The sequence below is a fragment of the Streptomyces sp. NPDC047000 genome, assembly GCF_040644295.1.
Lineage (GTDB): Bacteria > Actinomycetota > Actinomycetes > Streptomycetales > Streptomycetaceae > Streptomyces.
The window spans coordinates 34,659-47,223 of the sequence record NZ_JBEYWE010000045.1; the positions used below are offsets into that span (position 1 = coordinate 34,659).

Annotated in this window: 11 protein-coding genes; 2 read left to right on the plus strand and 9 right to left on the minus strand. The window is 73.5% G+C overall.

Going from position 1 to position 12,565, the window contains the following annotated elements; translation table 11 throughout:
- Positions 1–320: 320 nt before the first annotated feature.
- Complete coding sequence (locus ABZ862_RS36795; protein ID WP_360968445.1) at positions 321–1,064, plus strand: class I SAM-dependent methyltransferase; 744 nt, start codon at positions 321–323, stop codon at positions 1,062–1,064.
- A 21-nt stretch (positions 1,065–1,085) separates the two neighbouring features.
- On the opposite strand, the gene ABZ862_RS36800 is transcribed toward ABZ862_RS36795, so the two are convergent.
- The gene (locus tag ABZ862_RS36800) at positions 1,086–2,150 is read right to left on the minus strand and encodes a CaiB/BaiF CoA-transferase family protein (protein ID WP_360968447.1); all 1,065 of its coding nucleotides are present in this window, start codon (positions 2,148–2,150) and stop codon (positions 1,086–1,088) included.
- Between the two features lie 161 nt (positions 2,151–2,311).
- On the opposite strand from ABZ862_RS36800, the gene ABZ862_RS36805 reads away from it, so the two are divergent.
- Positions 2,312–2,731, plus strand: a complete 420-nt coding sequence (locus tag ABZ862_RS36805; protein ID WP_360968450.1) for an organic hydroperoxide resistance protein — start codon at positions 2,312–2,314, stop codon at positions 2,729–2,731.
- Between the two features lie 79 nt (positions 2,732–2,810).
- On the opposite strand, the gene hemL is transcribed toward ABZ862_RS36805, so the two are convergent.
- From hemL to ABZ862_RS36845, 8 genes are all read right to left on the minus strand, one after another.
- A complete protein-coding gene (gene hemL, locus ABZ862_RS36810; RefSeq protein ID WP_360968453.1) occupies positions 2,811–4,151 on the minus strand; it encodes a glutamate-1-semialdehyde 2,1-aminomutase in 1,341 nt (446 codons plus the stop codon).
- Positions 4,152–4,319: 168 nt separating this feature from the next.
- The gene (locus tag ABZ862_RS36815) at positions 4,320–6,368 is read right to left on the minus strand and encodes an acetate--CoA ligase family protein (protein WP_360968456.1); all 2,049 of its coding nucleotides are present in this window, start codon (positions 6,366–6,368) and stop codon (positions 4,320–4,322) included.
- Positions 6,365–7,699 (minus strand): glutamyl-tRNA reductase, encoded by a 1,335-nt coding sequence (gene hemA, locus ABZ862_RS36820; RefSeq protein ID WP_360968459.1) that lies wholly within the window; start codon positions 7,697–7,699, stop codon positions 6,365–6,367. Before hemA ends, ABZ862_RS36815 begins: the two co-directional genes overlap by 4 nt.
- A 138-nt stretch (positions 7,700–7,837) precedes the next feature.
- Positions 7,838–8,857, minus strand: coding sequence for a porphobilinogen synthase (hemB, locus tag ABZ862_RS36825; protein WP_360968462.1), 1,020 nt, complete (start codon positions 8,855–8,857; stop codon positions 7,838–7,840).
- A 6-nt stretch (positions 8,858–8,863) separates the two neighbouring features.
- Positions 8,864–9,673, minus strand: a complete 810-nt coding sequence (locus ABZ862_RS36830; protein WP_360968465.1) for an aspartate/glutamate racemase family protein — start codon at positions 9,671–9,673, stop codon at positions 8,864–8,866.
- A 52-nt stretch (positions 9,674–9,725) separates the two neighbouring features.
- Positions 9,726–10,928, minus strand: a complete 1,203-nt coding sequence (locus ABZ862_RS36835; protein WP_360968467.1) for an FAD-dependent oxidoreductase — start codon at positions 10,926–10,928, stop codon at positions 9,726–9,728.
- Positions 10,925–11,671, minus strand: a complete 747-nt coding sequence (locus ABZ862_RS36840) for an arylmalonate decarboxylase (RefSeq protein ID WP_360968469.1) — start codon at positions 11,669–11,671, stop codon at positions 10,925–10,927. Before ABZ862_RS36840 ends, ABZ862_RS36835 begins: the two co-directional genes overlap by 4 nt.
- A gap of 151 nt (positions 11,672–11,822) precedes the next feature.
- Positions 11,823–12,371 carry a LuxR C-terminal-related transcriptional regulator gene (locus ABZ862_RS36845; RefSeq protein WP_360968472.1) on the minus strand — a complete coding sequence of 183 codons (549 nt, stop codon included), beginning with the start codon at positions 12,369–12,371 and terminating at the stop codon, positions 11,823–11,825.
- Positions 12,372–12,565 lie beyond the last annotated feature (194 nt).

The window sequence follows — 12,565 nt, forward strand, 5'->3', positions numbered from 1 at the left end:
CGCTCCGTGCCGCCGTGCCGGGCCCGGGAGCGGCTCCGCGCCTCCTTTCGCGCGGCCCGGGACCCCTGGGTCCGCACTCCGCCCGACGGGCCGCCACCGGGTCACCGGCGAGCTCCCGGATCATCCGGCCTTCTGGGCGTCTCCGCAGACCAGACCTATGATCACCACGATCGGTCACCGGTCACCGGCCGCCGGACGGACGACGGGACGGACGACCGGCCGCCGGACGGACGGTCGGACGGGCCATCGGACGGCCGTCGGACGGGCCGTCAGGCGGCCGGTCCGGGACGGCCGGGAGGACGGACGAGGAGGCGCGGCGTATGGACCGGCACATCCGTACCGTGGAGGACGTCCTCCGCCTGCTGGACGGGCTGTTCGCCCCCGGGGCCGACCGGTGGAGCGCGGACGCCGGTGACTGGTGGGACGGCTTCTACGCGGACCGCGACAGGTCCGTGCCGTTCTTCGCGGCGAAGCCGGACGAGAACCTGGTCGCCTACGGCGAGGCGGGGCTGCTGCGGCCCGGCCGCGCCCTGGACCTCGGCTGCGGACCCGGCCGCAACGCCCTCCACCTGGCCTCGCTCGGCTTCACGGTGGACGCCGTGGACCTCTCCCCCACGGCGATCGCCTGGGCCGGGGAACGGGCCCGCGAGGCCGGTGCCGACGTCCGTCTGCTGTGCGGCGACGCGTTCGCCCTGGCCCGCACCGGGGAACTGGCCGGGCCGTACGACCTCGTCTACGACTCCGGCTGCTTCCACCATCTGCCACCGCACCGGCGCGTCAGCCATCTGGCTCTCCTGGACGAACTCCTCGCCCCGGGCGGCCTGTTCGGCCTGGCGTGTTTCGCCGCGAGGGCGATGGGATCCGAGGCGGGTGACGCGGAGTTCTACCGGCGGGGCGGCCTGGGCGGCGGCCTCGCCTACACGGCAAAGTCTCTGCGGGAGATCTTCGCCGGGCTGACGGAACTCGAGATACGCCGCATGCGGGACGAGCCGGATCACTCGCCCCGCTTCGGCGAACCCTTCCTCTGGACGGCCCTGTTCCGGCGCGGACCGGGACCGCGCTGAGCCGGGAGCCCCGGCCCGGCGTCACACGGCCGCGCCCCAGTCCCGGGGCACGAGCACGGTGTCGGCGCCCGGGACCGGAGCGGGGCGCGGGGTCGCCGCGGGGGTCCGGGTGAAACGGGGGGCCGGGGACGGCTGGAGACGGCCCGCGACCTCCACGAAGGCCGCACGGTCTTGCAGGGCGGGGTGCTCGGCGGCCTCTTCCCGGTCGAGGACGGGAACCACGCATGCCTCGTTCTCGGTGAACACCTTCACCCAGTGGTCCCTGGGGCGGCCGAGGAACGCCCTCGCGAACCGCTCCCGCAGCCGGGGCCAGGCGGACTCGTCACCGCGGTCGGGCAGGTCGTCGCCGAGACCGAGCTGCGTCACCAGCACCTCGTAGAAACGGGGCTCGATCGCGCCCACGGCCACATGGCGGCCGTCCTGGCACGCGTAGACGGTGTAGTAGGGGGCGTCGGTCACGGTGACGTTGCCGGGGTTCTCCCGCCACTGGCGGACCATCACGTCGAGCAGGGCCGCGCCGTCGGCCATGGCCGCGTCGACCACCTGCCCGCGCCCGCTGCGGGACCGCTCGTGGAGCGCGGCCAGCACGCCCACCACCTGGAGCAGTCCGCCGCCCGCAAAGGTGGACAGATACGTCGACGGGGGCGCCGGGACGCCGGCGGCCCCCGCGTCGGCGTCGAGCAGCCCGGACAGCGCGAGAAAGCTGATGTCGTGTCCCGGGCGCCGCGCCCAGTCCCCCTTCCGCCCCCATCCGGACAACCGGGCGTAGACAAGGCCCGGATGGGACTCGGTGAAGGAGTCCGGCCCCAGGCCCAGTCGCTCGCACGTGCCCGGGCGCAGCCCTTCGAGCAGCACGTCGGCGCGGTCCACGAGGGCACGCACGCGGCGCGCGTCGCCCGGGTCCTTCAGGTCGGCCGTGACCGAGCGCCTCGAACGGCTCAGGGGATCAGCGGGTCCGGACCCGCCCTCCCCGGGGCGGTCGACGCGGACGACGTCGGCCCCCAGGTCCGCAAGGACCGTCGCGGCGAACGCGCAGGGGGCGCCGCTCGCCAGTTCCACCACGCGCACTCCTTCGAGTGGTCCCATGAAAACCATCTCCTCATCATCCGCTGCCCAGAATTGCTGACTGATTTCCTTACGCACGGATTCCGGCTCTCCGTTCGGAATTCCGTATGGTTCGGCCTCCGCTTTCCGCCTATCTTCCGAGTGTTTTCCTCCGCCTTCCGCGAACAGAAGGGAATGGAATCGTGGCAGTTCTCTACACGGCCGAGGTCACATCGTCCGGAGACGGCCGCAAAGGCCGGGTCGTCTCCTCCGACGGCGTACTGGAACTGGCTCTCGACGCGCCGAAGGAGGTCGGCGGCACCGGGGAACGGAGCAACCCGGAACAGCTGTTCGCCGCCGGTTTCGCGGCCTGCTTCCACAGCGCGCTCCGGCTGTCGGCGCGCGAGGCGCGGGTGACGCTCACCGAGGAGCCCACCGTGACGGCGCGGGTGCATCTGGAGCGCGACGACGACGGTTACGGCATCAGCGCCGACCTGGTGGTACGGCTGCCCGGCGTCCTCGCCGCGACGGCCCGGGAGCTGGTCGGCCGGGCTCATTCCCGCTGCCCCTACGCGCGGGCCGTGCGCGGCAACGTCCGGGTCGGGATCGAACTGGTCCCCTGAGGCCCGCCGCGCGGTACGCGCCGCGGGATGTGCCGCCGGCCCGCTCCCGGGCCGGCGGCACATCCCGGCACGGGCCCGGTCAGACCGCCGGGGGGACCGCTCCGGCCGCCGCCCTGGCCGCCTGCGGCAGGGCGGCGACGATCCGGTCCACAGCGCGGTCGTCGTGCGCGGCGGACACGAACCACGCCTCGAACGGGGACGGCGGCAGGTAGACGCCCTGGCGCAGCATGGCGTGGAAGAAGGCCCGGTAGCGGAACGCCTCGCTCGCCCTCACGTCGTCGTAGTCCCGGACCGCGCGCGAGGAGAAGAACACCGAGAACATGGTCCCGGAGTACTGCAGGACGTGGGCGACACCCTCGGCCGAGAGCGCGTCGGAGACCGCGGAGCCGATGGTCGCGGACACGGCCTCCAGCCGCTCGTAGACCTCGTCGGTGCAGTGGCGCAGGGTGGCGAGACCCGCGGCGGTGGCCACCGGGTTTCCCGCGAGCGTGCCCGCCTGGTAGACGGGGCCCACCGGGGCGAGACGGTCCATGACGTCGGAGCGGCCGCCGAAGGCGGCGGCGGGAAAGCCACCGCCCATGACCTTGCCGAACGTGAACAGGTCCGCGGCCACGCGGTCCCGGCCGTACCAGCCGTCGCGTCCGGCGCGGAATCCGGTCATGACCTCGTCGGAGACGAACAGGGCACCGTGGCGCCGGCACAGCTCCAGCAGTCCCGCGTTGAAGCCGGGCAGCGGGGGCACGGCGCCCATGTTGCCCGGGGCGGCCTCGGTGATGACGCAGGCGATCTCGGCGCCCTGTTCGGCGAAGACGCGTGCCACGGCGTCGAGGTCGTTGTACGGCAGGACGACGGTGTCGGCGGCCTGGGCGCCGGTGACGCCGGGGGTGTCGGGCAGCGCGAAGGTGGCGAGGCCGGAGCCCGCCGCGGCCAGCAGTGCGTCGACGTGGCCGTGGTAGCAGCCGGCGAACTTCACGACCTTCGAGCGGCCGGTGAACCCGCGGGCCAGGCGGATGGCCGACATGGTCGCCTCGGTCCCGGAGGTCACGAGGCGGACCTTCTCCACGGGAGCGACCCGGGCGACGATCTCCTCGGCGAGGAGGATCTCCCCCTCCGTCGCCGTCCCGAACGAGGTCCCGGCGTCGAGGGCGGTCCGCACGGCCTCCAGGACGGCGGGGTGCCGGTGCCCGAGGATCATCGGGCCCCAGGAGCAGATGAGGTCGACGTATTCCCTGTCGTCGGTGTCGACGAGGTAGGGGCCGTGCGCCGAGGCCATGAACACGGGGGTGCCGCCCACGGAGCCGAAGGCGCGCACCGGGGAGTTGACACCACCGGGAATGACCGCCGCGGCCCGTGCGAACAACGGGGCGGAGGCCGCTCGCGCGGCGCCGTCGAGAGTGGCGGAAGCGGTGGGTGAGGACATCGGTGGTGGGGCCTTTCGCTGCTGGGTGCCGGACGGAACGGGTACGGGACGGGGTGCGCGGGAGCGGCGGGAGCCGGCGGCGGGGAAGCCGTAGGCTCCCGCCCGCCGGGGACGGCGCGACGGCCGTCCCCGGGAGGTGGGCGGAGGAGCGCTCCGCCCGGGAGCGGTTCAGCCGGCCGGCCTGTCCCCGGCGGAGAACGCGGCGTCCAGGACGATCGCGCCGTCCGGCCGCAGCCGCACCGGGTTGAGGTCCAGTTCGAACTCGCCCGGCCAGTCGCGGACCGCGTCGGACAGCCGGTACAGCAGGCCGGCCAGCGCGTCGGCGCCGACCGCCTCGGTGCCGCGGGCCCCGTGCAGCAGGGCGGCACCGCGCAGTTCGGCGATCATGCGTTCGGCGTCGCCGTCGGCGAGGGGCAGGACACGGTGGGCGACGTCGTCGAGGAGCTCGGTGAAGAGCCCGCCGAGCCCGACGGTCAGGACGGTGCCGAGCGGGCTGCTGCGGACGCCGACCAGGGCTTCGGCACCGTCCGCGGCGAGCTCCTCGACGAGCACGTCACCGCCGAGCGCGGCCAGGTCCTGGAAGGCGTCCCGGGCCTCCTGAGGCGTGACGCCGACCCGGACGCCGCCCGCCTCCGACTTGTGCAGCAGGCCGGGCAGCACGGCCTTGAACACCGCTCTGCCGCCGAGCGCGGCGGTGAGCGCGGCGGCCTCCTCGGCGTCGCGGACGACACGCCCGTCCGGCACCGCGATGCCCGCGCCGGCCAGCAGTTGTTTGAGCTGGGGCTCGGTGGCCCGGGGCGCGGGCAGCGGCAGGGCCGCGCCGACGGCGCGGGTGATCCGCGGGCGGGGCCTGCTGACCTGCCAGAGCGCACCCGCGGCCTTCAGGGCCCGCGCCGGGGTGGGGTAGTCGGGGAGCTGGGCGTCCCGGAGCATGGCGGTGGCGTCCGGGGCGAGGAAGTCCGCGCCGGTGCGGGCCACCAGGACCGGTTTGCCGCCCTTGCGGGCCGCCTTGGACAGAGCGGTGACCGCCTTCTCGACGTCGGGTCCGGCCATCACGCAGAAGCAGGCGACGATGATGTCGACGCCGTCGTCCGCGAGGAGCACGTCGAGCGACCGGTCGAACAGGGTGGGGTCGCTGAGCACGGTGGCGGTGATGTCGACGGGGTTCTGCACGGCGCCGAACGGCGGCACGATCTCGGTGAGGGCCTCGATGCTCTCCTCGGACAGCCGGCTCAGCTCCAGCCCGCAGTCCCCGACGGCGTCCGCGGCGAGGATCCCGGAGCCGCCCGAGGTGGTGACCACGGCGACACGCGGTCCCTTCGGCCGCAGCGGGAACTCGAACGCGGCGGCCGCGTCGAGCAGTTCGTCGATGTCGTCGACGCGGGCGATGCCCAGCTGCCGCAGTGCCGCGTCGAGGACGCGGTCGTCGGTGGCCAGCGCCCCCGTGTGGGAGGCGGCGGCCCGGCCGCCGGCCTCGGTACGGCCGGACTTCAGCAGGGCGACCGGTGTGCCCGAGGCGCTCAGGGCCCGGAGGGTGTCCGGGTCGGGCACGTCCTCGAGGTAGCCGAGCAGGCCTCGGCACCCGGGCTCGCCGGCCAGCTCGCGCAGTACCTCCAGGGCGGTGACGTCGGCGTCGTTGCCGGTGCTCACCACCCAGCCGGGGCGCAGTCCCCGCTGCAGGGCGAGGCTTGCCGCGCCGAAGCCCAGGGCGCCGCTCTGGCTGACGAAGCCCAGGGTGCCGGGTTCGAAGGGGACGTTCTCGGCCCCGAACAGGGGGCTGAAGGTGGCCAGGACGCGGTTGTTGAAGCTGACGGCACCGATGCAGTTGGGCCCGATCAGGCGCAGCCCGCCCGCCCGGGCCCGGGCGACCGTCTCCGCCTGCAGGGCGGCTCCCTCGGGGCCGGTCTCCGCGAAGCCGGAGGAGGCGATGACGGCGAGCGGCACCCCGGCGGCTATGCAGTCGTCGACGGCGCCGGGCACCCGGTCGGCGCCCACCATGATCAGGGCCAGGTCGACGGGGCCGGGCGCCTCCTTGAGGGAGGCGTGGGCCGGGACGCCGAGGATCTCGCCGCCCTTCGGATTGACCGGCAGGATGCGGCCCTTGTAGCCGTGGCGCAGCAGGAAGTCCATCGGCTTGCGGCCCAGTGCGCCGGGGCGTTCGGTGGCACCGACGACGGCGATGGAGTCCGCGTTCCACAGTGCTGAGATCGCGCTCATGCCATGACCTCCTGGGCGGGAGCGGGAGTGGGAGCGGGAGCGTGCTGGGGGTGGGGCGCGAACAGCGCGTGCAGGACGTCGACGTAGACCTCGCCGTCGGGGCGCCCGGCCAGTTCGCGGGCGCGGACGGTGGGCTGGTGGAGCACCTTGTCGACGATGCGCCGGACGGTACGGGTCACCTCCTGCAGGGTGTCGCCGTCGATGGCGTCGAGGCGTTTGCCGAGGCGGCCGATCTCCGCGTCGGCGGCCTCGGCGGCGCTGGCGCGCAGTGCGGCGAGGACGGGGGTCGCCCGGGCCGCGCGACGGGCGGCCTTCAGGTTCTCGATCTCCGCGTCGACGATGCGGTGCGCGGACTCGACGCTCGCCACGGACAGTTCGTCGTCGCCGCCCTCCTCCGCGATGCGCTGGAGGTCGACGAGGGTGGCGCCGGGCACGAGTCCCGCCTCCGGCTCGATGTTGCGGGGCAGCGACAGGTCGAGCAGGTACAGTTCACGCCCGCCGCGGACGGCCATGGAGGCCGCCACCTCGCGGGCCGTCAGCAGGGGTTCGGTGGCGGCGGTGCAGCTGACCACGACGTCGACCTCGGCCAGCAGCCGGGGGACCTCCTCCAGCGGGAAGCCGTGTCCGCCGGCGGTCTCCGCGAGCCGGTGCGCCTTCTCCGGGGTGCGGTTGGCCATGTGCACCGTGCTCAGCCCGGAGCGGCGCAGCGCGGCGAGGACCACTCCGCCGAACGAGCCCGCCCCGATGACCAGGGCGGTCTTTCCGTCGAGGGAGCCCACCAGCCGTTCGAAGAAGGCCAGTCCGGCGGTGGCGAGGGAGCGTCCGGCCTCGTTGAGCCCGGTCTCGTTGCGGGCTCGCTTGCCGGCCCGCAACGCCGCCTGGACGGCCTGGTGGAGGGTCTTGCTGGCGGACCCGACGCGCCGGGCACGTTCGAGGGCCTCCTTGACCTGGCCGAGGATCTGGTCCTCGCCCAGGACCACGGAGTCGAGGCCGGACGCGACCTGGAACAGGTGGCGCAGCGCGTCGTCGGCCCGGCGTACGTACTGGTAGGGCGTCAGGTCCTGGGCGGCGACGCCGGTGTGTTCGGCGATCAGGGTGCCGAGCTCCGCCACCGGATCGGTGTCCGGGTCGGCCTCGGCGTACACCTCCAGCCGGTTGCAGGTGGACAGGATCAGGGCGGAGGACAGGCCCTCGGCGGCGGCGACGCGCTGCGCGAGGTCGTCGAGAGGTCTGGGACTCTCGTAGAGCTGTTCGAGCAGGTCGAGGGGGGCGGTGGCGTGGCTGATGCCCACGGTGAGGAACCGGTGGTCGTCCGGTGTTGTTCGTCGCACAGTCCTTGCACCTCGATGGATGACGTGAGGGGAACCGATGGGGCCGGGCGTGCGGCGGGAGGCGGGCACGCCCGGGGTGGGACCGGTGGACGGGGAGTGCGGGCCCGGCGTGTACGGGGCGCCGGTCGCGGTGGGCGGTCAGCCCAGGCGGGGGGCGAACTCCGTGGCCCAGTAGGTGATGATCTGGGAGGCGCCGGCCCGGTGGATCGAGGTGAGGCTCTCCGCGATCGTCTCGTCGCGGTCCAGCCAGCCGCGGGCGGCGGCGGCCTCGATCATGGAGTATTCGCCGGACACCTGGTAGGCGGAGACGGGCACGTCGACGCGCTCGGCGATCAGCCGGACGATGTCCAGGTAGGCGAGGGCCGGCTTGACCATCACCATGTCGGCGCCCTCGGCGAGGTCGAGGGCGACCTCGCGCAGGGACTCACGGATGTTGCCCGGGTCCTGCTGGTAGGTGCGGCGGTTGCCCTGCAGGGAGGACTCGACGGCGTCGCGGAACGGGCCGTAGAAATGGGAGGCGTACTTGGCGGAGTAGCCGAGGACGGCGACGTTGTGGTGGCCTGCCGTGTCGAGGGCCGACCTGATGTGCCGTACCTGGCCGTCCATCATGCCGCTGGGAGCCACGACGTGGGCGCCAGCGTCGGCCTGCACGACGGCGGCCCGCGCGTACAGCTCCACGCTGGCGTCGTTGTCGACGTCCCCGTCGGGTCCCAGGACCCCGGTGTGGCCGTGGGTGGTGTATTCGTCGAGGTTGATGTCGCCGATGACGACGGTGGCGTCGCCGACCTCGGCGGCCACGTCGCGCAGCCCGACCTGGAGGATGCCGTCGGGGTCGACCGCACCGGTGCCGCGCGGGTCCTTCTGTTCCGGGATGCCGAACAGCATCAGCCCGCCCACACCGGCGGTGACGGCCTCCACGGCGGCCTTGCGCAGGGTATCCCGGGAGTGCTGGTACACGCCGGGCATGGAGGGGATCTCCCGGGGCTCGGTCAGGCCCTCGCGCAGGAACAGGGGCTGGATCAGGTTGTTCGCGTGGACCTGGGTCTCGGTGGTGAGACGGCGCAGCTGCGCGGTGCGGCGCAGCCGGCGCGGCCGGTGCAGGGGGGAGTCGGCGGGGGTGCTGAAGGGGGCGGGGCCGAGGTTCGACTGGATGGTCATGCGGGGTCACGCTCCTTGGAGGATCGAGCCGAGGAAGACCTTCTCGAGGTGCTGGGAGATCTCGGCGGGCGGCCGGTGGAACCAGTAGCCGGCGTCGGACCGGGCGAAGATGCGGAGGTCTCGCAGGGTCACGGTGAACTCGGCGAACTTCACGGCGAGACCGGCCGGGTCGATCACGGGCATGCCGTGCAGTTCGCGGACGCCGAGGTGCCAGAAGATCTCGTTGGGGATGCCCTCGGCGGGGACGATGATCTCCGCGCCGGCCTTGCGGGCGCGGGCGGCGCCTTCGGAGTAGACGGTCAGGAACCGGTCGTAGTCGCCGTCGAGGGCCTGGTGGACGCCGTCCCAGCCGCCGGGCACCACCTCGTACGCGGCGAGGGAGGACTCCAGGCCGTAGTGGTGGATGTTGGCCCGGATGGGTTCCTCGAGCGGTGGCATGAAGCCGAGCAGGCCGAAGCGGTGCCCGGTCAGGGAGGACAGGAAGAAGGCCGTCTCGCCGTAGCCGATCGTCGGTACGGCGGCGAGGTGCCGGGCGTCGCGGAGGCCGGGGTCCTGGCCCGCCGCGGTGATCCAGGCGTCGTAGCCCTCCCGTTCGGCGCGCAGGGCGGCGTGCGCGAAGTGCTCGCTGAAAAGGACCTGGGCGGCATGGTGGCCGACCAGTCCGAACGGCGTGTTGTCGGGGTAGGTCTCGGCCGGCAGCGTCTTGATGTCGACGACAGTGCCGGGGGCGGCGACCGCGTCCAGATGCTCGCGGTACCACTGGTCCAGCAGTGGCAGCCGTCCTTCCACGGTGTGCTTGTGGAACCAGATGCGCATGGCGTTTCCGTCCTCTCGGTGGGAAGGGGGAAGAGAGGTGCGAGGCGGTCGGTCAGTGCGTGAGCTGGGGCCGGGGCGCGCAGTCCAGGAGCGACGCCTCGACGAGGTAGTCCGCCGTGCGGCGCGGGTCGTCCGCGACACGGCCGATGTCGTCCATCGCGTGGCGCAGACGGACCGGGTCGTCGAGGCCGGCGGTGCGGGCCTCGCTGCGCGGGATCACCTTGCCGGTGAGCGCCCGGCGGCGCTCGGCGGCCACCGAGCTCAGCAGCCGTTCGCCGGCGTCGCCCCGGTGGACCCGGGTCAGGGCCCGTCCCCAGGCGACGGCGTCGTGCAGACCGCAGTTCATGTTCATGCCGCCGGCGGTGGAGGTGAGGTGGGCGGCGTCCCCGGCGAAGAGGACACGGCCCTGGCGGAACTCCGGCAGCGCGAAGGCGGCCAGCCGGTAGGTGTGCGCGTCGGCGATCTCGATCCGCTCGGCTCGGGCCGGCAGCGCTCGTTCGAGGAGGGCGCGCACCTCGGTCCGCTCCACGGCCCGGCGGCGCGGCACGTCCGCGAGGACGCGGAAGACCAGCCGCCAGTGGTCGGGCATGCCCAGGAGGCTGAAGGACTGCCGGGGGTCCCGGACGTACGTCAGGGGCGCGAGGCCGGGCAGCAGTTCGTCGAGAGGTGTCCGGGTGACGACCCGCAGGGCGTACCAGGGGTACTCCGTGGGACGGGAGGGCAGCCCGAGGGCGGCGCGGGCCCGGCTGCGGCTGCCGTCCGCGGCCACCACGTACCCGGCGTCCAGGGGGGTGCGCAGTCCGGTCGGCCCTTCGGTCCACACGCGCACCGAATCGCCCCGGGCCCGCAGGTCGAAGACGGTGCTGGAGAAACACACCTCGGCGTGCGGGTACGCCTCGAGCGCCGCGAGGAGCAGCGGGGTGAGCCGGGACTGCTCGGCGTGGAGCCGGTAGGGGTGGGCGGTGCGTCCCACGAGGGCGTCGTAGCGGATGCGGTGCAGCACGCGCTGGTCGAGGTCGCGCCACTGGATCTCGTGAACCTCCCGCCCGAGGCCGCGCAGCCGGGCGGCGACGCCCAGTTCGTCGAGCAGGTCCAGCGTGGCCGGATGGAAGGTGGAGGCGCGGGAGGCCGTCGACAGCTGCGCGGCGGACTCGAGGACGGTGACCGGCACACCCCCCCGGGCCAGGACCAGGGCGGTGGTGAGCCCGACCGGGCCGGCTCCCACCACGACGACGGGGCGGTGGGGGACGCTCATGCCGTTCCGCCCGCGAGGGCGTCCAGTCGGCGCAGCAGGCCGGTCTCCTCCGCAGGGTCGGCCCGCAGTCCGGTCTGTTTCAGGGCCCAGCGTGCCGAGCAGATGTTCGAGGTGAGCAGGACACGGTCGTTGCCCTGGCCGATCTGCCGCAGCGCGTCGAAGGTGAACATGCCGGTGCCGGTGAACAGCAGGGCCTCGTCGGGACCGATGCCGGCGGCACCGACCTGGCGCAGCAGGTCGTCGGTGCTGACGTCGTAGGGGGAGAAGCGGTCCCCGGCCCGGACCGGCACGACCCGGGACACGGTCAGACCCGCCCGCTCCCAGAAGGTCCGCGACAGGTCGGTCAGCCAGGGTTCGTAGGGCGAGACGAGGACGAGCTCGGTGACACCGAGGTCGGCACAGGTGTCCACGGTGGCGAGGGTGGAGGAGGCGACCGGTCGGCCGCCCGCGTCGGCGAGCTTCTCGCACAGGGCCCGGTCGCCGCTGGGACCGAGCAGGTAGTGGGAGCCGCTGCACGCCACGACGACCGCGTCGAGGGCCAGGCCGCCGAATCCGGCGACGACGTCGTCGAGGCGCTCGTTGTAGAGGTCCAGCCGCTCGCGCAGACTCCGGCCGGGCAGGACCGGGAAGCGGGCGGTGTGCACGTTCATGGCCGGCCGGACGAGGGCGGCGGTCTCCGGCTCTGCGGCGGCGTTGCCGGACGGGACGACGACTCCCAGACGTTCCGCGGATTGCAAGGACATCAGTTCCCCTTTTCCGAGGTGATTCCTGCTGCCGTGTAATTCCTGTCGGCCGGCCCTGACTTTTCCTGCCGCATTTCTCAGGCGGCTTCCGGAACGGGACCGGGCGACGCAAGGCACGCTAGGCGGGAATCCGATGCCGGGCACTACGGAATCACGCAGTGAGGGATTCCTCCTGCGGAATTCCGTACCGGAGCACGGTCGTACCGAGAGCGGTGGCGAGCTGGGCACGACGGCTGATCGAGAGTTTCCGGTACATGCGCGTCAGATGCTGTTCCACCGCCCGGCACGAAACGTTCAGCCGTCCGGCGATCTGCTGGTTCGTCATACCGGTGAGCACCATCCCGGCGATACGTGACTCGTGCGGGGTGAGCAGGTCGGCGGTGTCGGCGGTGGCGGGCGGGAAATCGCCGCATGCGCGGCCGGTGAGTGCCTCGTGTCCGTAGGCCACCTGCCAGGAACGGATCCGGGTGCGGGCGACGAGTCCCTGCCGGACCAGCGGATCGGCGCGCAGGGCGCGGTGCAGTGACACCTCGTCGGACACGGCGAGCAGGAGGATGTCCCCGTTCCCCTTCCCGGCGGGGCCGCCGCCGAGCAGGACGCCGCGGGCGGACAGGGACCGCAGATGGGCGAGATGACCGGGCCACGCCTGTTGCAGACGGGGCCCGGCGGACCGGAAGGCACGTTCGACGACATAGGGCATGTGCGGTCACCTCGGCGAGTGGACGGACCACCGTGCGCCGGCCCGGGCGGGCGGGACGGAGGCACCGGCGGCGGACGGCGGAGCGGGCGGAAAAGGCGGTGGCGAGAGGGCGGGACGGAGGCAGGTGACGACCAGGTCCGGCTGCGGTCGGAACGGCCGTCGCGGCGCTCGGAACGGCCGTCGCGGCGCGGGGA

Bases quoted from the DNA above. Each gene is read 5' to 3' on its own strand.
- ABZ862_RS36795 (WP_360968445.1), top strand. From the start codon at position 321: ATGGACCGGCACATCCGTACCGTGGAGGACGTCCTCCGCCTGCTGGAC.
- ABZ862_RS36800 (WP_360968447.1), bottom strand. From the start codon at position 2,150: ATGGGACCACTCGAAGGAGTGCGCGTGGTGGAACTGGCGAGCGGCGCC.
- hemL (WP_360968453.1), bottom strand. From the start codon at position 4,151: ATGTCCTCACCCACCGCTTCCGCCACTCTCGACGGCGCCGCGCGAGCG.
- ABZ862_RS36815 (WP_360968456.1), bottom strand. From the start codon at position 6,368: ATGAGCGCGATCTCAGCACTGTGGAACGCGGACTCCATCGCCGTCGTC.
- hemB (WP_360968462.1), bottom strand. From the start codon at position 8,857: ATGACCATCCAGTCGAACCTCGGCCCCGCCCCCTTCAGCACCCCCGCC.
- ABZ862_RS36830 (WP_360968465.1), bottom strand. From the start codon at position 9,673: ATGCGCATCTGGTTCCACAAGCACACCGTGGAAGGACGGCTGCCACTG.
- ABZ862_RS36835 (WP_360968467.1), bottom strand. From the start codon at position 10,928: ATGAGCGTCCCCCACCGCCCCGTCGTCGTGGTGGGAGCCGGCCCGGTC.
- ABZ862_RS36840 (WP_360968469.1), bottom strand. From the start codon at position 11,671: ATGTCCTTGCAATCCGCGGAACGTCTGGGAGTCGTCGTCCCGTCCGGC.
- ABZ862_RS36845 (WP_360968472.1), bottom strand. From the start codon at position 12,371: ATGCCCTATGTCGTCGAACGTGCCTTCCGGTCCGCCGGGCCCCGTCTG.